Here is an 18803-nt window from a genome sequence, read left to right on the forward strand (position 1 = left end):
CCGCCAACCGCTCATAATGACCCGCAAGATCAACCCGCTCCGCCCCCGCCGGCGGCCACACCTCAAACCCGAAGTCCTCACCCCGCACCTCAGCCGCGTGCTCGAGCGGGGACTCCACGAAGGTTTTCACCGTCGCGGGAGAGTCCTCCACGAAAGCGCCGGCCGACCCGGCCGCCGGCCGGGCGGCGACGGTGACCGCCAAGGTGACCGCCCAGGTGCCCCCCGTGGTCACCGCCACGGCCACGGTCACGGCCACCGCCACGGTGACCGCGACGGCGCCCCCCGCGCCTGAGGCGAAGCCGGCGACCAGCCCCGCGCCCCGCGCGCGCCGGCACTCCCCCGCCCCCGAGGCGGAGCCGCCCCTTCAGCTGGCCCGTCCGGCTCAGGAGCGCCGGCAGGTGACCGTCGTCCCCTACGACGACGACCGGGCCGACGACTACACCCGCGCCGACGACCCGCCGCCCGGGGCTGCGCCGGCCGAGGTCGTCCCCATGCCCGGGGGGCGAGGGAACGACGGCCGCCCCCGGCACTGGCCGGCACATCCGCAGGCCTCCCAGCCCGCACAGGCGCCGACCCCCCAGACGACCCTCCGGCCGACTCCACGGCCGACTCCGGGGCCCTCGGACCCGCCGGCGTCGCAGGGCTCCTCCGGGTCGACCACCGGCGCCGAGTGGGGCAGCCCCATCCTGGTCGAGAACTTCGACGGCAGCCGGATCGACGAGGGCAAGTGGAGCGTCTACGACTCCCCGAACGCCCGGGTCAACCCCCGGACGTACCAGGCGACCAGCGTCGGCGGCGGCGTACTCAAGATGACCGGCGGCTTCTACGGCGGCAAGGACCTGTCCGGCGGCGTCGCCAGCACTCTCACCCAGACGTACGGCAGGTGGGAGGTGCGGATGCGGGCCGAGCGGGGCGCCGGCTACTCGGCCGTCGCGCTGCTGTGGCCCGCCCGGGAGGGCCAGGAGTACAGCGAGGTCGACTTCACCGAGATCATCGACCCCACCCGGCAGACGGCCGGCATCTACGTCCACCGGGGCGACAACGGGCAGGCCCAGAGCGAGATGCGGGCCGACTTCACCCAGTGGCACACGGTGGCCGTCGACTGGCTGCCGGGCCGGCTGACGTTCTGGCTGGACGGCAGGCAGATGTGGAGCTACACCGGCTCCCGGGTGCCCCCAGCCGCGCCGATGGGGCTGACGCTGCAGAACGACGTCGTGTGCAACCAGTGGTCGCCGTGCCGCAACGCCTCCACCCCCGACAAGGTCACGATGTACGTCGACTGGGTGCGGGTCTACCGGGCTCCCCGGTAGGCGCGGCGCCCGCAAGGCCCGTGGCCAGCGCCGCGGCCTTGAGCGACAGGTGGAGGAGCAGGCGGCTGTCGCCGTCGGCGAGGTCGAGCCCCGTCAGGTGCCCGGCCTTGCCGAGGCGGTAGTACAGCGTCTGCCGATGCACGCCCAGCAGCGCGGCGGTCTCCTTCACCTGCCCGGCGTGGTCGAGGTACGCCTCCACGGTCCCCGCCAGGTCCAGCCCGGCCGCCGGCCCGGATGCCCTCAGCGCGGCGGTCTCGGCGGCCAGGTCGGCCAGGTCGCGGTGCGACAGCTTCGCCAGCAGGCGGTACACGCCCAGGTCGGGCCAGCTGGCGACCGGCGCGTGCCGCTCGACGTGCTCGGCGACCCGCAGCGCGAGCAGCGCCTCCCGCCAGCTCTCCCACGCGTCGTGCGGGTCGTCGCGCGGGCCGCCGATCCCGGCGGGCGTGCCGTACGCGCCGTGCAGCCGCCGGGCCGTCTCGGCGGCCTGCGGCGCGGGGGCGAGGATCGCGACGAGCGGCTCGCCGCCCCCCGCGAGCGCGCCCGGGTCGGTCAGCACGCCGCGCGGCGGCGTCCACGGCCCGGCCGCCGCCCCCGGCGCGGCACGCCCGGCGATCGCGGCCACCGGCCCCTCCATCACCACCCCGGCGGTGGCCCGGACGGCGGGGTCGGGCGAGAAGAAGTCGCGGAGCGGGGCGTGCCGGCCGAGCGCCTCGTCCGCCAGCAGCGCCGCCGCCCGGGCCACCAGCGGCGCCACGGAGGCCAGCCGTTCGCCGGTCAGCGCACCGGGGACCCGGCCCTCGGGGTCGAGCAGCCACAGGTAGCCGTAGTTCACCCCGCCGTGGCGCAGCGGCACGCAGATCCGGCCGAGCATGCCGGGCAGCCCGGGGATGCGCACCGGGCCCGCCGCCGTGGCGATGCCGTACGCCTCGAAATGGGCGCGGACCTCGTCGGTGGCCCGCCTGCGCAGGATCGACTCCTGCCGGACCTGGTCGATGTCGCCGATCTGCGCGCCGTACGCGAGCAGGTTGAACGAGCGGTCCTCCAGGGTGACCGACGTCTGGAGGAGCCGCGAGATCTCATCGACGATGTCCTGCATGCCAGACATTGTTGTGCATTTGTCAGAAAAGCCTGTGGCGGATGTCCGTGGATCCTTCGTGACGTGCGGATTTACCCTGAGAGCATGCTCGGTTCGCTGCTTCTCGCGTGCTCGCGGAGCCCGCTGGCCCGCCGCGCCGTGTCCGGTTTCCCGCCCACCCGCACGGTCGTCGACCGCTTCGTCGCCGGGGAGGCCACCGAGGACGCGGTCGCCGCGACGCGCCGCCTCACCGGCTCGGGGCTCGCCGTCACGATCGACCACCTCGGCGAGGAGGTCAGGGACACCGGCGCCGCGATCGGCGCCACCAAGGCGTACGTGGCGCTGCTGGAGGCGCTGAGGCCGCTCGGCCTCGGCCCCCGCGCCGAGGTCTCGGTGAAGCTGTCGGCCGTCGGGCAGGCCCTCGACCACGCCATGGCGCTCGACCACGCCCGCCAGATCTGCGCCGCCGCCCGTGACTGCGGCTCCACCGTCACCCTCGACATGGAGGACCACACCACGGTCGACTCCACGCTGGAGGTCCTGCGGACGCTGCGGGAGGACTTCCCGGAGACCGGCGTCGCCCTCCAGGCGTACCTGTTCCGCACCGAGGCCGACTGCCGCGACCTCGCCGGTTCGCGGGTCCGGCTGGTCAAGGGCGCCTACCGGGAGCCCGCGTCGGTGGCCCACCAGAGCAAGTCCGACGTGGACCGCGCCTACGTGCGCTGCCTGCGGGTGCTCATGGCGGGCACCGGCTACCCCATGGTGGCCACCCACGACGACCGGCTGATCGCCATCGCGGAGCTGCTCGCCGACCGGCACGGCCGCGGCCGGGACGGCTACGAGCTCCAGATGCTGTACGGCATCCGCGCCGACAAGCAGGCCGCGCTCGCCGAGGCGGGCTCCCGGGTGCGGGTCTACGTCCCCTACGGCGACGACTGGTACGGCTATTTCGTGCGCCGCCTCGCGGAGCGCCCGGCCAACGTCGCCTTCTTCCTTCGCGCTTTGAGGGGTAAGTAATGGATTCGATCGCAGATGTCCCGGTGCCGGCCAACGAGCCGGTGCACGGCTACGCCCCGGGCAGCCCCGAGCGCGCCGCCCTGGAGAGCCGGATCAAGGAGCTGGCGGGGGCTCCGCTGGATCTGACCATGACGGTCGGCGGCGAGCAGCGCATGGCCGGCGGCGAGCGGATCGACGTCGTCCAGCCGCACAACCACTCGGCGGTGTTGGGCAGGACCGCCGACGCCACCGCCTCCGACGTCCGGGCCGCGATCGACGCGGCCCTCCGGGCGGGACGCGAGTGGCGCGCCCTGTCGTTCGAGGAGCGGGCCGCCGTCTTCCTCAAGGCCGCCGACCTGCTCAGCGGCCCGTGGCGGGCCACGCTGAACGCGGCGACGGTCCTCGGCCAGTCGAAGTCGGCCCAGCAGGCGGAGATCGACGCCGCCTGCGAGCTGATCGACTTCTTCCGGTTCAACGTGTCCTACGCCCGGCAGCTCCTGGCGCAGCAGCCGGTGTCGTCGCCGGGCGTGTGGAACCGCATGGAGTACCGCCCGCTGGAGGGCTTCGTCCTGGCGATCACGCCGTTCAACTTCACCTCCATCGCCGCGAACCTGCCGTGCGCCCCCGCCTTGATGGGCAACGTCGTGGTGTGGAAGCCGTCGCCGACGCAGCAGTTCTCTGCGCACTTCACCATGCGCCTGCTGGAGGCGGCCGGGCTGCCGCCCGGTGTGATCAACATGGTGACCGGCAACGGGACGGCGGTCTCCGAGGTGGCCCTCCCCCATCCCGAGCTGGCCGGAGTCCACTTCACCGGCTCGACGGCGACCTTCCAACACCTGTGGCGGACGGTCGGCGAGAACATCGCGGGCTACCGGGGCTATCCCCGCCTGGTGGGCGAGACGGGCGGCAAGGACTTCGTCCTCGCCCACCCCTCCGCGTCCCCCGAGGTGCTGTCGACCGCGCTGATCCGGGGCGCGTTCGAGTACCAGGGCCAGAAGTGCTCGGCCGCCTCCCGGGCGTACGTGCCGCGGTCGGTGTGGTCGCGCATGCGGGACGACTTCGTCTCGACCGCCGAGTCGCTGACCGTGGGCGACGTCTCCGGCGACCTGTCGGCGTTCATGGGCGCCGTCATCGACGGCCGGGCGTTCGCCAAGCACAAGGCGGCGATCGACCGGGCGCGGGCCACGAGCTCCGTGAACGTGCTGACCGGCTCGTACGACGACTCCACCGGATATTTCGTGAGACCGACCGTGCTGGAGTGCTCCGACCCGGCGGACGAGATGTTCGTGAAGGAGTATTTCGGGCCCATCCTCGCCGTCCACGTCTACGACGACTCCGCGTACGACTCGGTGCTCGACCAGATGGAGAGCGTGTCGCCGTACGCGCTGACGGGGGCGGTCATCGCGCAGGACCGGTACGCCATCGCGGCGGCCACCGAACGGCTGCGGTTCGCGGCGGGCAACTTCTACGTCAACGACAAGCCGACCGGGGCCGTGGTCGGGCAGCAGCCGTTCGGTGGCGCCCGGGCCTCCGGCACCAACGACAAGGCCGGGTCGATCTTCAACCTGATCCGCTGGGTCAACGCCCGCACGATCAAGGAGACGTTCGTCCCCCCGACCGACCACCGTTACCCGTACATGGGCTGATCGGCGGCCTCACCACACTCCACCCGGCTGAGAGAAGTGCGGTTCTCATGACTGTACTTCTCTCGACCGGGAGGCCACCGACGCGAAGCCGCCGATCAGGGCGCCAGGGTGGGGAGGACGGCGTCTTCCAGAATGGCGAGGGCCGCCGCGTCCTGATCGGCTTCGTCGTAACGTCCCGCGGTGACGGCCACGACGGCGTCGAGGCCGGGCAGCAGGAAGAGGCGCTGGCCGCCGTTGCCCGCGGCCGTGGCACGTCCGTCCGCTCCGACATGCCACAGGTAGCCGTAGGAGGCGTCCCCCCAGCTCGGCACGCGCGGGCGCAGCATCCGTTCCACCCAGGCGGCCGGGACGACCTCGGCGTCCAGCACGGCCTGGCCGATCCGCGCGAGTCCGCGCGGCGTGAGCCGCAGGCCCGAAGCCGCGAACGCCACGCCGTCGGCGCCCGCCGACCACTCGAAGGACCCGGCGCCGAGCGGCTCGAACAGCTCGGTGCGCGCGAACTCCTCCAGTGGGCGCCCGGTCCCCCTCGCGATGATCCCGCCCACCAGTGCGACCGCCCCGCCGCTGTAGTTCCAGCGGGTGCCCGGCTCCTCGACGATCGGGCGTTCCAGCACGAAGCGGTAGCGGTCCGGCGCGAGCTCCATCGCGATCTCGCTGTTCTCCGGGCCGGTGTACGGCACGCTCTCGTCCCACTCCAGCCCGAGGGTCATCGTCAGGGCGTGCTCGACGGTCAGGTGGGCCCGCCAGGGGTCGGCCGCCAGGTCGGCGTACTCGGGGAAGTGGCGCAGGATCGGCTCATCCGGCTCGGGCACCAGCCCGTGCGCCAGCGCGACGCCGTACAGGACCGCGACCACGCTCTTGGTGACCGAGCGGATGTCGTGGAGCGTCCCGGGGCCGAAGTCCACCCGTCCCAGCGGCACGTTCAGGGCGAAGTCCTCACCGCTGCCGTACCACTCCAGAACCGGGTCACCGTGCCGGAGCACCACGGCCCCGTGCAGCCCGGGCGCCCGGCCCTCCCCGACGATCTCACCGACACGGTCCGACAGCTCACGTACGAGATCGTCGTCGCCGGCGTGATTCGGCTGCCCCATGATGTTCCCCTCGCCTTCCGGTAACGGCCCCGGCGACCTTCGCATAATTGATCAGGTTTTTTCAAAGAGCATTCCGGCCTCCGGATGAGGCCGCGGGCACGGCCGCCGGTAGGCTGCGATCCGACCAGAACGCGGCGCTTCAGCCTGCTTCACCCTGAACCGCAGGGGCATGCAGGGCCTGCGGCCGTGAGGCTGCGCCGCCCGATCCCGGCGGGAGATCACGAACGTGTCAGTGAACCGCGCGTCGCGCGCCGGCCTGCGCGCCGACTGCGAGCGCTGCTTCGGGTTGTGCTGCGTGGTGCCCGCGTTCACGGCCTCGTCCGACTTCGCGATCGACAAGAAGGCGGGGCAGCCGTGCCCGAACCTGGGGGCGGACTCCCGGTGCGGCATCCATGCGAATCTCAGGGAGCGGGGCTTCACGGGATGCACCGTGTACGACTGCTTCGGCGCGGGGCAGCAGGTCTCCCAGGTCACCTTCGGCGGGCGGGACTGGCGGGGGGACCCGGAGACCGCGAAGCGGATGTTCGAGGTGTTCCCGATCATGCGGCAGCTCCATGAGCTGCTGTGGTACCTGACCGAGGCGCTGACCCTGGAGGCCGCCCGCCCCCTTCACGCCGAGCTCGGCCTCGCGCTGGAGGAGACCGAGCGTCTGACCCGCGACGACCCCGCCGGTCTCGCGGTGCTCGACCTGGCCGGGCACCGGCGGAGCGTCGCCGGCCTCCTGCTGCGCGCGAGCGAGCTGGCGCGCGCCGGAGTGCGGCGGCGGGGGAAGGACCGCAGGGGAGCCGATCTCATCGGAGCGAACCTCAAGGGCGCGGACCTCACGGGAGCCGACCTACGGGGGGCGTACCTCATCGGAGCCGATCTCAGGGGCGCCGGCCTGCGGCTGGCCGACCTGATCGGTGCCGACCTCAGAGGCGCCCGGCTCGACGGCGCCGATCTCAGCGAGAGCCTCTTCCTCATCCAGTCACAGCTCGACGCGGCGAAGGGCGACGCCGCCACGAGGGTGCCGCCGTCGCTGGCTCACCCCGCCCATTGGCGCGGCCCTGCGACCAGGTGAGCCCTGGGTGAGCTCTGGGGCGGATGGGATGGTTTGTACCTGCGCGGGGATCGGTGCATAAAATCCATGGTGAACATTCTGCGGCGGAACAACGTGCGGATCACCGGGAAGCCCGGCGGGCGGCCCATGATGTTCGCCCACGGATTCGGTTGCGACCAGAACATGTGGCGGCACGTGGCCCCCGCATTCGAGGACGACCACCAGGTCGTCCTGTTCGACTACGTCGGAGCGGGCGACTCCGACCTGTCCGCCTACTCCCCCGGCCGCTACTCCTCCCTGGACGGCTACGTCCTCGACGTCCTGGAGATCTGCGCGGAGCTGGACCTGGCCGACGTCGTCTTCGTCGGCCACTCGGTCAGCTCCATGATCGGCGCTCTGGCGTCCATCCGGGAGCCGCACCGCTTCGGCGGGCTGGTGCTCGTCGGGCCCTCGCCCCGTTACATCGACGACGACGGCTACGTCGGCGGCTTCACCGAGCAGGACATCGAGGAGCTGCTCGACTCCCTCGACAGCAACTATCTGGGCTGGTCGAGCGCGATGGCGCCGGTGATCATGGGCAACCCCGACCGTCCCGAGCTGGGGGCCGAGCTGACCAACAGCTTCTGCCGTACGGACCCGGAGATCGCCAAGCGGTTCGCCAGGGTGACGTTCATGTCGGACAACCGGGCCGACCTGCCCAAGGTCGCCGCGCGCTCCCTCATCCTGCAGTGCTCCAACGACGTGATTGCACCGGTCGAAGTGGGGCAGTACGTGCGTGACGCGATCCCCGACAGCGAGTTGGTACTGATGCAGGCGACCGGGCACTGTCCCAATCTGAGCGCACCGGCGGAGACCATCGCGGCGATCAGGGCCTTCCTGTAGACCCGTCCCAGGTGGCCGCCGGCGACGTTCCGCTCATCCCCGGAGGCGGCTTCGAGGATCTGTACGAGAACGCGCCCTGCGGCTACCTGTCGACGCTCGCCGACGGGACGATCGTGCGGGTCAACCGCACATTGGCGGACCTCATCGGATACCGCAAGGACCAGCTGGTCGGCCGGTCGCGCGTCCAGAGCCTGCTCCCGGCGGGCGACCGCATCTTCTACGAGACCCACTTCGCCCCCCTGCTCGCGCTGCAGGCGGGGGTCAGGGAGATCGCGGTCGAGCTGAAGCGTGCGGACGGAGGCAGGCTGCCCGTCCTGCTCAACGCCGTGATGAACGACGAGCCAGGCCGGCCGGCGACCGTGCGGATCTGCGTCTTCCCCGCCACGGGGCGCCGGGAGTACGAGCGGGAGCTGCTCCGGGCCCGCCAGCGCGCCGAGCGGTCCGAGATGGAGGCCCGGGAGCTCGCCCGGACCCTGCAGCGCAGCTTCATCCCCCCGGCACTGCCCGAGGTCCCCGGGCTCGACATCGCGGGCGCGTTCCGGCCGGCCGGCGACGGTGACGAGATCGGCGGGGACTTCTACGACATGCACGAGACCGTGGGCGGCTGGGCGCTCACCCTCGGCGACGTCTGCGGCAAGGGGGTGGAGGCGGCGGTCGTCACCAGCCTGGCCCGCTATGCCCTGCGCGCGGCGCCCCTGCGGCAGCCGAGCCCGTCGGCGATCCTCGCCGACCTCAACGCGACGATGCTGCGGGAGCACACGCCCCGCTTCCTCACGGCGGTGTACACCCGGATCGGCCCCGGCGAGACGACCCCGTTCCGGCTCACGCTCTGCCTGGGCGGCCACTCGCCCGCCTTCCACGTCCATGGAGACGAGGTACGGCGGATAGGCGTGCCGGGGACGATGCTCGGGGTCCTGCCCCAGGTCCGGCTGACCGACGTGGACGTCGGCCTCCACCCGGGGGACGTGGTCCTCTTCTGCACCGACGGAGTCGCCGAAGGGCGCCAGGGGACGGAGTTCTTCGGCGAGGAACGGCTGGAGCGGATCCTCGCCGCCTCCCGGGCGGATGACGCGGCGAGCATCTGCAAGCGCCTGATGGACGAGGTGGTGACCTTCCAGGCGGGCCTGCCCAGAGACGACATCGCCATCGTCGTGCTGAAGGTTCCCGACTGACGTGGCGCCCTTTCTGTAACGGTGTGCCGTGCTCCCGCCAAGCAGGAGTGTGTCAGCACACACGACAGAGGGAGCGCCGGTGCGGCGAGAACAGGCGGGGCTCACGGAGACCGTCCGGGATCCGGATTTGTTCGAGGCCTTCTACCGGCGTCACGTCGACCGGGTGACCCGGTTCCTGGCCAGGCGGGTGGCGGACCCGCACGCCGTCGCCGACCTGGTGGCCGAGGTGTTCCTCGCCGTGCTCGACTCGGCGCACACCTACCGGCCCGGACGGGGCAGCGAGATCGGCTGGCTGTACGGCGTCGCCCGCAACACCCACCTGGCCCAGCTCCGGCGCTCGGCCCGCGAGCTCCACGCCGCCGGCCGGCTGGCGGGGCGGCGGCTGCTCGACGTCGACGACATCGCCCGCCTGGAGGAGCGGATCGACGCCGAGTCCCCCGCCCGGAGGGCACTCGCGGCCATGGCCGGGCTCCCCGAGCACGACAGAGCCCTGCTGGAGCTGGTGGCGGTCGACGGCCTCACCCCCGCCGAGGCCGCGGCCGCGCTCGGCATCCGGCAGGGCACCGCCCGGGTCAGGCTGCACCGCGCCCGGCGATCCATCCAGCAGGTTCCCGGCGTCTCGCCGATCATGGAAGGGACGAAATGAACGCCACATTCGAGGACAGGCTGCTCACCGAGCTCAAGACGGAGATCTCGGCGCGGGCGTCGCGGGGGCGCGCCCCGGCCGCGCGCCGGCGGACCGGCCGGCGGCTCCTGGCGGGGGCCGGAGTCGTCGCCGCGGCGGCGGCCGCCGCGGTCGCCGTACCCATGGTGACCGACTCGCAGCCCTCCGCCTACGCGCTGACGAGGAACGCGGACGGGTCGATCAACCTGCGGATCACCGAGTTCCGGGACCCGGAGCAGGTGGAACGGGACCTGGCCGGGATGGGCGTGCGCGCCGACATCACCTACCTGCCGCTGGGGAAGCGGTGCGCGGACGGCCGCGCCCCCTTCGTGGCGGGCGACCACAGCGACATAACCCCGGAAGAGGCCCGGAGCACCGACCCGGCCGTCCAGGCGAGAATTCGGAAGATCGGGGAGAACACGGCCTCCGCCAAGGCGATCCGGCCGGAGAACGGCATCACCATCTACCCCCGGTACATCCGGCCGGGGCAGATCGTGCTGATCGAGGTCATGGAGAACTCGCGCACGCCGTCCCCCGAGCACCCGGGGGTCGCCTGGCAGTTCGGCGGCCGCCTCACGGACGGACCGGTCAAGCCCTGCCGGGTCGCCGACGACCCGGCGGCGTTCGACATGGGTGACGCCACGCCGCCGCCCGGAAGCTGACCCCCGGCCGCCACGGAGAGCGTTTCCGTATGAATGACTGCAGAAGTCACAGAAGCTCGCCGCAGCGAGTCAGAAAAGTGCCGGTGCTCGTGTAGGCCTCCGCATGAGGGGTAGGCGGCGGGAGTCCCCTAGTCCCTGGAGGAGTCATGGACCTCGCCTCTTCCCGGACCTCCGCACGCACCCCCCTGCAGACGGTCGCTCGGCATGATCGCCCTCGGCGTCCTGCTGAGCCGCCGCGACGCCGTCACCCGCAGGGTCTGACGGCACATCCCGACGCCCCTCCCGGCGGGCGGCCACCCGCCGGGAGGGATCACCGATTCCCAATCCGGAAGGAGTGACATGGCTACCGCACGCGAGATCATGACCCCCGGAGCCGAGTGCGTGAACGCCGACGAGACCGTCTTCGAAGCCGCGGAGAAGATGGCGCGGCTGGACGTGGGCTCGCTGCCGATCTGCGGCACCGACGACAGGCTCAAGGGCATGCTGACCGACCGCGACATCGTCGTGAAGGTGCTCGCCCAGGGAAAGGAGCCCAAGTCGTGCCTGGCCGGTGAGCTCGCCCAGGGCGAGGCCGTCACCATCGGCGCCGACGACGACGCGGCCGAGATCCTCCGCACCATGGCCTCCCACAAGGTCCGCCGGCTCCCCGTCATCGACGGGCACAAGCTCGTCGGCATCGTGGCGCTGGCCGACGTGGCCCGCGCGCTGCCCGACCGCCCCGTGGGCGACCTGGTCGACGCGCTGACCACCGACTGACCCGCCGGAGGTTCCTCCGCGCGCCTCTCGGAGCCCCGGCCGGCGGCGGCCGGGGCTCCGTGGCGTCCAGACGACGGATTCCCCGTTTGACCCTCCTCGGGAGGGTATGGCGGCGGATACGTGGCGGGGGGCACACCGCCCGCACAGGGCCCCGGGGCGCGCCGCCACGACGAGCAGCCCGCCCGGACGCCCAAGGCGACGGACGGCGGGGACCGACACCGGGAGGTACCGATGAGCGATCACCGACCTGACAAACCCGATCGTTTCCCGTTCTCCTTCGATCCCCGGTACGCCCGCCTGCTGGCGGCACTGGGCATCCGCCCCTCGACGGCCGGAGTGCTGGTCGGGCCGGGCACGCTGCGTGTCCGATTCGGGCCCTGGCTGGTCGAGACCCCGCTGGCGAACATCGCCGGAGTGGAGACGACCGGGCCGTACACGGCCATGAAGGCGGTCGGCCCGCACATCTCGCTCGCCGACCGGGGCCTCACGTTCGGCACGAACAGCAGGAGCGGGGTGTGCGTCAGGTTCCGCGAGCCGGTGCGGGGCGGCGACCCCCTGGGGCTGATCCGCCATCCGGGCCTCACCCTGACCGTCGCCGACCCCGCCGCTCTCGCCGACCGGCTCTCCCAGCGGCTGTAGCGGCGTCCGTCCAGAACCCGGGAAGGAGCGCCCGTGATCCGCCACCTCGCACGGGGCACCGTCAGCGGCGTGCTGGCGACCGCCGCCATGAGCGCCGTCATGCTCGCAGGCGACCGGGCCGGCCTCATGCCGGGCCAGCCGCCCAAGCACATCGTCCGGGCGGTGCTGCCGGGCCACCGGCGCCGGCCCAAGCGCGGCGAGAAGGCGCTGGGGACGGCCGCGCACCTGGCGTTCGGCGCCGCCTCCGGCGCGCTGTTCGGCCTGCTCACGCGCGACCGGGCCGCCCGACTGCCGCTCGGCGTGGCCTACTCCCTGCTCATCTGGGTCGCCAGCTACGAGGGCTGGGTCCCCGCCATGAACATCCTGCCGCCGATCTCGCGCGACCCCGCGCCCGGCCGCCCCGTGGTGATGGCCGCGGGGCACGTGGTGTACGGCACGGCGCTGGTCCTGGCGATGAACCGGCTGCAGGCCCCTCTCCCGGTGAACGACTTCGAAGGAGCCAGGAAATGACGACACCGGCCCGGCCGCTCGCGCTCGTGACGGGCGCCTCCAGCGGCATCGGCTACGAGCTCGCCCGCCAGTTCGCGCAGCACGGGTACGACCTCGTGATCGCGGCGGAGGACGAGGAGCTGACGGCGGCAGCCCGGTCATTGGAGGAGTTCGGCGGCCAGGTGAGCGCCGTGCGTGCCGACCTCACGCTGTACGACGAGGTGGAGCGGCTCTACACGCAGGCCGCCGCCACCGGCCGCCCGCTGGAGGCGGTCGCGATCAACGCCGGGGTCGGGGTCGGCGGGGACTTCGCCCGCGACACCTCGCTCAGGGCGGAGTCCGCAACGAGCTGAAGGGCAGCGGGTGACCGTGACCTCGCTGCTGCCCGGGCCGACGGACACCGAGTTCTTCGAGCGGGCCGGCATGGAGGACACCCGGGTGGGCTCGGGCAAGAAGGACAACCCGGCCGAGGTGGCCCGCCAGGCCTTCGACGCGCTGATGAAGGGCGACGACCAGGTGATCGCCGGCTCGTTCGCGAACAAGGTCCTGGGCGTCGCCGGCAAGGTCACCCCCGACACGGGGAAGGCGGCGATGCACCGCCGCCTGTCGGAGCCGGGCTCCGGCGGCACAGGCGACGACTGAGCCCGGCGACCGGCCGCCGGAGGGGCGGGAGGCCCGTGGCGCCCCGTCCCTCCCGCGGCTCCGCCCGGTGGGCGCCGGCCCACGCGGCTCGTCTAGAGCGACGCGACGGCGGGGATGACCTGGGAGCCGACGACTTCCAGGGGCTCCAGCCGGTGGGCGTCCTTCACCTGGCCCAGCGCCTCGCTGAAGCCGAGCTCGGCGAGCCGGCCGAGGTCGTCGACGATCTGCTGGACGTTCTCCCCCTTGTCCCCCACGTCGTACCGGTAGTAGACGGTCTTGACGATCTCGTCGTAGTCACGGCCCTCGGCCTCGCAGTGGGCGCGCAGCACGTCGAGCTTCCTGGCCAGGTCTGGCCCGGGGAACAGGTTGCACGCCTGCGCGTAGCGGGCCACCAGGCGCAGGGTCTTCTTCTCCCCGCCGCCGCCCACCAGAATCGGCGGGTGCGGCCGCGTCAGCGGCTGGGGCGAGTTGAGCGGCCGCTCCAGCCGGTAGTGCGTCCCCTCGTACGGCTTCTCGTCGCCGCCCCACATCCGCAGGCAGATCTGGAGCGTCTCCTCCAGCCGCTCGAACCGCTCGCTCACCGGCGGGAAGGGGAAGCCCAGCCCGCGTGACTCCTCCTCGTTCCACGCGGCGCCGATCCCCAGCCACGCCCGGCCGCCGGAGAGCACGTCAAGGGTGGAGATGATCTTGGCGAGCAGGCCGGGCTCCCGGTAGACGGTCCCGGTGACCAGTGTCAGCAGCTTCGCCCGCGACGTGTGGGCGGCGAGGTAGCCGAGGGTGGTGTACGCCTCCAGCATGTCGTTTTCCGGCGGCCCGACCACGCCGATCTGGAAGAAGTGGTCCATCACGGCCACAGTCGCGAATCCGGCGTCGTCGGCCGTCCGCGCGATGGCCGCCAGGTCCGCCCCGAGGGTCGCCGGCCCTCCGGGATAGGTGAAGTCAGGGATCTGAAGTCCGACCTTCATGAGATACCTCCTATTACATGCTTACACGCAATGCGGAGGCGAGATCCAGGGACCCGGGTGGGCCGGATTCCGCGGGCCGGGCGCTCAGGGCCTCTTCCCGCGAGGGGCGGCGTCGAGCGCGGCCGCCTCCTCGGGGGTGGGGGCGGAGCCGCCGAGATGGGCGGGCTGCCACCAGACGCCTCCCGGGATCTCCGGGTAGGTCCGCTGAGCCCGGTCCAGCAGCTCCGCCATCCGGCCCCGCAGCTCCGTCACGAGCTCCGGGATGTCGTCGCCCGGCTTGGGGTGCAGCGGCTCGCCGACCAGGATCGTGATCGGGACGTGCCGCTGGAGCAGCCTGCGCGGGCGGCCCTTGGTCCACAGCCGCTGGCCGCCCCACAGGGCCACCGGGATGAGCGGTACCTGTGCGCCGGCGGCCATCCGGATCGGCCCGCTCTTGATCTCCTTGATCGTGAACGACCTGCTGATCGTGGCCTCGGCGAAGTTGCCCACGATCTCCCCGGCCTCCAGGGCGCGCACGGCCGCGCGGTAGGCGCCCGCGCCGGCCGACCGGTCCACCGGGATGTGATGCATCCCCCGCATCAGCGGGCCCGCGACGGGGTTGGCGAACACCTCCTGCTTCGCCATGAAGCGGACGAGCCGCCCGGAGGGCCGGGCGGCCAGGCCGGCGAAGATGAAGTCGAGGTAGCTGACGTGGTTGCTGACCAGCACGCCGCCGCCGGCGCGCGGCACGCGCTCCGCGCCCTCGATGGTGAATCTCAGGTCCAGCGCCTTGAACGCCGCGCTGGCCGTCCACAGGACGGGCGGGTACACGATCTCAGCCATGACTGAGAAGGTAACCTACGCATCGGTAACCTGGCGCCTCCGACATCCCGGCCGGTCGGGACGACGGGGCGCGCCGCCCCTCAGCGGGACGGCGCGGGCGGAACCCCGCAATCCCGTCAGTGGCCTTGGAACGCGTCCTGGAGCCACCACGAGGGCTGGTCCCGGGTGACCTTGGCGTGGACGACGAGCGGCCGGTCGCGCGGGCCCTTCAGCCACTCGGCGACGGCGGACAGGTCCTCCGCCCGGCGTACGGTCACCGCCTCGCAGCCGAAGCCGCGGGCGACGGCGGCGATGTCGACCGGCGGGAAGGTCACCGCGTCCAGCGGGTACCCGTCCGGGCCGAAGTGATGCACCTCGGCGCCGTACGCGTCGTCGTCGTAGACGACGATCACCATCGGCAGGCCGAGCCGGACGACCGTCTCCAGCTCGGCGACGGCCATCAGCGCTCCTCCGTCGCCGAGCGCGGCGACCGGCAGCCTCTCGGGCTGCGCGAGCGCGGCGCCGACGGCGGTCGCCAGGCCCAGGCCGATGGACTGGAACGCCTGGGTGAAGCAGAAGGCGGTCCCGTCCGGCACCGAGAGGAACATGGACGGATATCCCATGAAATTTCCGGAGTCGACGGCCACGACCCGATCCTCGGGAAGGAGGTCGTCGAGGCCGATCGTCAGCGTGCGCGGGTCGATCCGGCCGTCACGGCTCGTGTCGTCGTACGGGACATCGCGCCAGCGCACCTCACGCGCGAGGCGTTCGGCGAGCTCGGGGCTGCGGTAACCGCGGCGCCCCTCGTTCCCGGCTCCGTCACCCGCTCCGGGAGCTCGGCGGACCCGGCCTTCGGCGGCGTCCCCGGCGTCACGGTGATCGCGGCCGGCGAGGAGAGCGCCGACCACCCGCGCCGCCTCGCGGACGTCGCCGACCACGCCGAGGTCGACCGGGCGGTTCAGGCCCAGGGCGTCGGGGTCGAGGTCCACCTGGACGACCGTGGTGTCCGGCCCGATGAGGGTGCCGTGCCGGGTGGTCCACATGGTGAGGGAGCACCCCCAGCCGACGATGAGGTCGGCGCCGCGGATCAGCTCCGCGGCCAGCGGCGAGGCGAACCCGCCGCTCACGTCGAGATCCCACGGGCTGCCGCGGAAGTGGCCCTTGGCGACGGCCGATGTCGCGAGCAGCGCCCCCACCTGATCGCCCAGGGCCTCCAGCTCCCCGCGCGCGCCGCGCGCGCCGCGGCCCGCCACGAACACCGGCCGCTCGGCCGACGCGAGCAGGGACGCGAGCCGCGACATCGCGTCGAGGTGCACGGGTGTGCGGGGCGGCGGGCCTCCGGCTCTCGCCGCCTTCAGGTCCGCCGCCCTGACCTCCGTCTCGGTGGTGTCGGCCTCGGACGCGTCCAGCTCGGCCGGGAACGTCAGGCCCAGCGGCACGGTCATGCTGACCCGCTCGTCCCTGGGTGCGCTCTCGCGTCCCTCCCGCAGCTCCTGCACCGCGGCGACGACCTGGTCGGGAAGGGTCTGGGCCTGCACGTCCAGCGGCAGATTCAGCAGCACCGTGCGCCGCCCGAGAAGGGCCGCGAGGTACGCCATGACCGTGTCGTCCACCACGGTCTCCGCCGACCCCACGCGGGCGCGGTGTGCCCCCACGGCCGAGGCGAGGGCGTTCTGGTCGATCCGGAAGTTGGAGCGCGGCGAGGTCGCCTCCGGGGCCAGCACCAGCAGCGGCGTGCGGCTCTTGGCCGCCTCGGTCACCCCCGTCAGCGCGTTCGTCAGCCCGGGGCCCTGGTGCACGGTGAGGACCGCCACCGTGCCGCTCGTCCGGGCGTACGCGTCCGCCATGGTCGCCGCGCCGCCCTCGTGCCGGGCCGCGACGTAACGCACGCCACCCGCGATCAGGGCGTTGGTGACGTGGAAGTTCCCGCTGCCGACGACGCCGAAGGCCATACGCACCCCGAGGGAGGCGAGGACCGCGCCGACGGCCTCGGCGACGTTCACCGCTCCACCAGGGCCAGGACGCGGGCAGGGCTGCCGGAGCCGCCGACGATCGGCAGGGGGCCGGCGACGACGACCGCGCCGGTGCTCGGCAGCCGGTCCAGGTTGCGCAGCTGCGTCAGGCCGTACTTGCCGGCGCCGAGCAGGAACGCGTGGCACGGGAAGGCGGGGTCGAACGAGTGCGCCGCCCCGGCGTCGGTGCCCACGGTCTCGACGCCGAGCCCGAGGATGGGCGTCTGCTCGGCCAGGTAGCGGGCGCAGTCGATCGATATGCCCGGCGTGTGGGGACCGGTCTCGTCGGCGTTGAGGAACCCGGCCTGGTCGTTGGCGCGGACGTCCCACCCGGTGCGGTAGAGCAGCCAGCCGCCGTCCGGCAGCGGGCCGTGTTCGGCCTCCCACGCCTTGACGTGGTCGATCTCCAGCAGGAAGTCGGGGTCGGCGCCGGCGTGGGCGCTGAAGTCGAGCACGACGGCGGGCGCCAGGAGTTTCGCCGGGGCCACCTGCGACACGTCGTCGCCGTCCCGGCCCGTCACCCAGTGGACCGGCGCGTCGAAGTGGGTGCCGGTGTGCTCGCCGGTGGTGAAGTTGTTCCAGTACCACCCCGGGCCCCGGTCGTCGTACCGGCTGATCTCCTCCAGCGAGAACGGCACGGTCTGCCCGAACTGCTCGGGCAGGATCAGGATCGGTGTCTTGTCACTCAACGGCGCGGTCAGGTCGAGTACCTCGATCCCTCCGCCCCTGATGGCATCCACCAGATCCCGTAGCACCGACATGCCGCCTCCCGTCAGTCAAGACGCACAGATCCTCCTACACCCCGACGCCGTGCGCCACACCCATTCGGCCATTCGACGCGGGGCCGTCCCGCTTGCCGTGGCGGGGACCGGGGCGGAAGGTGTCATTAGGCACAACAGGACGGCGGGATCCATGAAAAAGATCATCAACGGCGTCGACACGGTCGTGACGGACGCGCTGCGCGGCATGGCGGCGGCCCACCCCTCCCTGCGGGTCGACCTGGACAGCAGGGTCGTCTACCGGGCGGACGCGCCCCGCCGGGGGAAGGTGGGGCTGGTCTCCGGCGGCGGGTCGGGCCACGAGCCGCTCCACAGCGGCTTCGTCGGGTACGGCATGCTCGACGCCGCCTGCCCCGGGGAGGTCTTCACCTCGCCGGTCCCCGACCAGATGATCGAGGCGAGCAAGGGGACCGACGGCGGCGCCGGCGTCCTGCACATCGTCAAGAACTACACGGGCGACGTGCTGAACTTCGAGATGGCCGCCGAGCTGTGCGCCGACGAGGGCGTCGAGGTGGCGAGCGTGCTCGTCGACGACGACGTCGCCGTACGCGACTCCCTCTACACCGCGGGCCGCCGGGGCACCGGGGCGACGCTGTTCGTCGAGAAGATCGCCGGCGCCGCCGCGGAGGCCGGAGCCCCGCTGGCGGAGGTCGCGCGGATCGCCAAGGAGGTGAACGAGCGCAGCCGCTCGTTCGGGATCGCGCTGGCCCCCTGCACGGTCCCCGCGGCGGGCAAGCCCACGTTCGAGCTGGGCGAGAGCGAGATCGAGCTGGGCATCGGCATCCACGGCGAGCCCGGCCGCACGCGCGCCGTCCACCGCGAGGCCCGCGAGCTCGTGGGGCTGGCCATGGACGCCATCGACGAGGACCTGCCGCTGTCGGGTGACACGCTCGTGCTGGTCAACGGGATGGGCGGCACCCCGCTCATGGAGCTGTACATCGCGTTCGCCGAGGTCTCCGCCTACCTGGCGGGCAAGGGCGCCACGGCTGTGCGCAGCCTCGTCGGCGATTACGTCACCAGCCTGGAGATGCAGGGCCTGTCGATCACGGTGTGCCGGGTGGACGACGAGCTGGTCCGGCTGTGGGACGCGCCGGTCGAGACGCCCGGCCTCCGATGGGGCCGCTGACCCCCATGAAGCCCGTGAAGCCCGGGGAGCCCGTGAGGGCGGCCGGTTTCGACGCCG

The 18803-nt window shown here is 72.7% G+C and carries 21 protein-coding genes; 14 read left to right on the forward strand and 7 right to left on the reverse strand.

What is annotated here, in order from left to right:
- Positions 1-202, reverse strand: a 202-nt coding sequence (locus tag AB0B72_RS22700; protein ID WP_367740886.1) for a hypothetical protein, incomplete at its 3' end; no start/stop codon positions are given.
- Between AB0B72_RS22700 and AB0B72_RS22705 the strand changes: the two genes are divergently transcribed.
- Positions 192-1310 (forward strand): family 16 glycosylhydrolase, encoded by a 1119-nt coding sequence (locus tag AB0B72_RS22705; protein WP_367740887.1) that lies wholly within the window; start codon positions 192-194, stop codon positions 1308-1310. The two genes, AB0B72_RS22700 and AB0B72_RS22705, sit on opposite strands and share 11 nt — an antisense overlap.
- Here the strand turns inward: AB0B72_RS22705 and AB0B72_RS22710 are convergent.
- On the reverse strand, positions 1264-2406 hold the full coding sequence (locus AB0B72_RS22710; RefSeq protein WP_367740888.1) for a PucR family transcriptional regulator: 1143 nt from the start codon (positions 2404-2406) through the stop codon (positions 1264-1266). The genes AB0B72_RS22705 and AB0B72_RS22710 overlap by 47 nt on opposite strands.
- 84 nt (positions 2407-2490) lie before the next feature.
- Here AB0B72_RS22710 and AB0B72_RS22715 point away from each other — a divergent pair, with 84 nt between their 5' ends.
- Complete coding sequence (locus AB0B72_RS22715) at positions 2491-3402, forward strand: proline dehydrogenase family protein (protein ID WP_367740889.1); 912 nt, start codon at positions 2491-2493, stop codon at positions 3400-3402.
- Positions 3402-5027 (forward strand): L-glutamate gamma-semialdehyde dehydrogenase, encoded by a 1626-nt coding sequence (pruA, locus tag AB0B72_RS22720; RefSeq protein WP_367740890.1) that lies wholly within the window; start codon positions 3402-3404, stop codon positions 5025-5027. Before AB0B72_RS22715 ends, pruA begins: the two co-directional genes overlap by 1 nt.
- Positions 5028-5122: 95 nt before the next feature.
- Here the strand turns inward: pruA and AB0B72_RS22725 are convergent, their stop codons facing one another.
- On the reverse strand, positions 5123-6118 hold the full coding sequence (locus AB0B72_RS22725) for a serine hydrolase domain-containing protein (protein ID WP_367740891.1): 996 nt from the start codon (positions 6116-6118) through the stop codon (positions 5123-5125).
- 226 nt (positions 6119-6344) lie between these two features.
- Here AB0B72_RS22725 and AB0B72_RS22730 point away from each other — a divergent pair, with 226 nt between their 5' ends.
- From AB0B72_RS22730 to AB0B72_RS22775, 10 genes are all read left to right on the forward strand, one after another.
- Positions 6345-7178 carry a pentapeptide repeat-containing protein gene (locus AB0B72_RS22730; protein WP_367740892.1) on the forward strand — a complete coding sequence of 278 codons (834 nt, stop codon included), beginning with the start codon at positions 6345-6347 and terminating at the stop codon, positions 7176-7178.
- Between the two features lie 66 nt (positions 7179-7244).
- Positions 7245-8039: an alpha/beta fold hydrolase gene (locus AB0B72_RS22735; protein WP_367740893.1), complete on the forward strand. Its 795-nt coding sequence runs from the start codon at positions 7245-7247 to the stop codon at positions 8037-8039.
- Positions 8040-8050: 11 nt separating this feature from the next.
- Positions 8051-9211: a PP2C family protein-serine/threonine phosphatase gene (locus AB0B72_RS22740; RefSeq protein ID WP_367740894.1), complete on the forward strand. Its 1161-nt coding sequence runs from the start codon at positions 8051-8053 to the stop codon at positions 9209-9211.
- A 79-nt stretch (positions 9212-9290) separates the two neighbouring features.
- Complete coding sequence (locus AB0B72_RS22745; RefSeq protein WP_367740895.1) at positions 9291-9857, forward strand: RNA polymerase sigma factor; 567 nt, start codon at positions 9291-9293, stop codon at positions 9855-9857.
- The gene (locus AB0B72_RS22750) at positions 9854-10537 is read left to right on the forward strand and encodes a hypothetical protein (protein ID WP_367740896.1); all 684 of its coding nucleotides are present in this window, start codon (positions 9854-9856) and stop codon (positions 10535-10537) included. Before AB0B72_RS22745 ends, AB0B72_RS22750 begins: the two co-directional genes overlap by 4 nt.
- Before the next feature lie 339 nt (positions 10538-10876).
- Positions 10877-11293 (forward strand): CBS domain-containing protein, encoded by a 417-nt coding sequence (locus AB0B72_RS22755; RefSeq protein WP_367740897.1) that lies wholly within the window; start codon positions 10877-10879, stop codon positions 11291-11293.
- Positions 11294-11524: 231 nt separating this feature from the next.
- On the forward strand, positions 11525-11932 hold the full coding sequence (locus AB0B72_RS22760) for a hypothetical protein (protein ID WP_367740898.1): 408 nt from the start codon (positions 11525-11527) through the stop codon (positions 11930-11932).
- A gap of 33 nt (positions 11933-11965) precedes the next feature.
- Complete coding sequence (locus tag AB0B72_RS22765) at positions 11966-12442, forward strand: DUF6789 family protein (protein WP_367740899.1); 477 nt, start codon at positions 11966-11968, stop codon at positions 12440-12442.
- On the forward strand, positions 12439-12774 hold the full coding sequence (locus AB0B72_RS22770) for an SDR family NAD(P)-dependent oxidoreductase (RefSeq protein ID WP_367740900.1): 336 nt from the start codon (positions 12439-12441) through the stop codon (positions 12772-12774). The genes AB0B72_RS22765 and AB0B72_RS22770 overlap by 4 nt, the downstream gene beginning before the upstream one ends.
- A gap of 10 nt (positions 12775-12784) precedes the next feature.
- On the forward strand, positions 12785-13063 hold the full coding sequence (locus tag AB0B72_RS22775; protein WP_367740902.1) for a hypothetical protein: 279 nt from the start codon (positions 12785-12787) through the stop codon (positions 13061-13063).
- A gap of 92 nt (positions 13064-13155) precedes the next feature.
- On the opposite strand, the gene AB0B72_RS22780 is transcribed toward AB0B72_RS22775, so the two are convergent.
- From AB0B72_RS22780 to AB0B72_RS22795, 4 genes are all read right to left on the reverse strand, one after another.
- Positions 13156-14028: an LLM class F420-dependent oxidoreductase gene (locus tag AB0B72_RS22780; protein ID WP_367740904.1), complete on the reverse strand. Its 873-nt coding sequence runs from the start codon at positions 14026-14028 to the stop codon at positions 13156-13158.
- 84 nt (positions 14029-14112) lie between these two features.
- On the reverse strand, positions 14113-14850 hold the full coding sequence (locus AB0B72_RS22785; protein WP_367740905.1) for a lysophospholipid acyltransferase family protein: 738 nt from the start codon (positions 14848-14850) through the stop codon (positions 14113-14115).
- A 116-nt stretch (positions 14851-14966) separates the two neighbouring features.
- Positions 14967-16832: a thiamine pyrophosphate-binding protein gene (locus AB0B72_RS22790; protein WP_367740906.1), complete on the reverse strand. Its 1866-nt coding sequence runs from the start codon at positions 16830-16832 to the stop codon at positions 14967-14969.
- On the reverse strand, positions 16829-17602 hold the full coding sequence (locus AB0B72_RS22795) for a cyclase family protein (protein WP_367740907.1): 774 nt from the start codon (positions 17600-17602) through the stop codon (positions 16829-16831). The genes AB0B72_RS22790 and AB0B72_RS22795 overlap by 4 nt, the downstream gene beginning before the upstream one ends.
- 151 nt (positions 17603-17753) lie before the next feature.
- Here AB0B72_RS22795 and dhaK point away from each other — a divergent pair, with 151 nt between their 5' ends.
- The gene (gene dhaK / locus AB0B72_RS22800) at positions 17754-18746 is read left to right on the forward strand and encodes a dihydroxyacetone kinase subunit DhaK (protein WP_367740908.1); all 993 of its coding nucleotides are present in this window, start codon (positions 17754-17756) and stop codon (positions 18744-18746) included.
- Positions 18747-18803: the final 57 nt, after the last annotated feature.

The organism is Microbispora sp. NPDC049125 (assembly GCF_040802045.1).
Lineage (GTDB): Bacteria > Actinomycetota > Actinomycetes > Streptosporangiales > Streptosporangiaceae > Microbispora.

Bases quoted from the DNA above. Each gene is read 5' to 3' on its own strand.
- AB0B72_RS22750 (WP_367740896.1), top strand. From the start codon at position 9,854: ATGAACGCCACATTCGAGGACAGGCTGCTCACCGAGCTCAAGACGGAG.
- AB0B72_RS22755 (WP_367740897.1), top strand. From the start codon at position 10,877: ATGGCTACCGCACGCGAGATCATGACCCCCGGAGCCGAGTGCGTGAAC.
- AB0B72_RS22735 (WP_367740893.1), top strand. From the start codon at position 7,245: ATGGTGAACATTCTGCGGCGGAACAACGTGCGGATCACCGGGAAGCCC.
- AB0B72_RS22795 (WP_367740907.1), bottom strand. From the start codon at position 17,602: ATGTCGGTGCTACGGGATCTGGTGGATGCCATCAGGGGCGGAGGGATC.
- AB0B72_RS22715 (WP_367740889.1), top strand. From the start codon at position 2,491: ATGCTCGGTTCGCTGCTTCTCGCGTGCTCGCGGAGCCCGCTGGCCCGC.
- AB0B72_RS22725 (WP_367740891.1), bottom strand. From the start codon at position 6,118: ATGGGGCAGCCGAATCACGCCGGCGACGACGATCTCGTACGTGAGCTG.
- AB0B72_RS22710 (WP_367740888.1), bottom strand. From the start codon at position 2,406: ATGCAGGACATCGTCGATGAGATCTCGCGGCTCCTCCAGACGTCGGTC.
- AB0B72_RS22770 (WP_367740900.1), top strand. From the start codon at position 12,439: ATGACGACACCGGCCCGGCCGCTCGCGCTCGTGACGGGCGCCTCCAGC.
- AB0B72_RS22780 (WP_367740904.1), bottom strand. From the start codon at position 14,028: ATGAAGGTCGGACTTCAGATCCCTGACTTCACCTATCCCGGAGGGCCG.
- AB0B72_RS22785 (WP_367740905.1), bottom strand. From the start codon at position 14,850: ATGGCTGAGATCGTGTACCCGCCCGTCCTGTGGACGGCCAGCGCGGCG.
- pruA (WP_367740890.1), top strand. From the start codon at position 3,402: ATGGATTCGATCGCAGATGTCCCGGTGCCGGCCAACGAGCCGGTGCAC.
- dhaK (WP_367740908.1), top strand. From the start codon at position 17,754: ATGAAAAAGATCATCAACGGCGTCGACACGGTCGTGACGGACGCGCTG.
- AB0B72_RS22760 (WP_367740898.1), top strand. From the start codon at position 11,525: ATGAGCGATCACCGACCTGACAAACCCGATCGTTTCCCGTTCTCCTTC.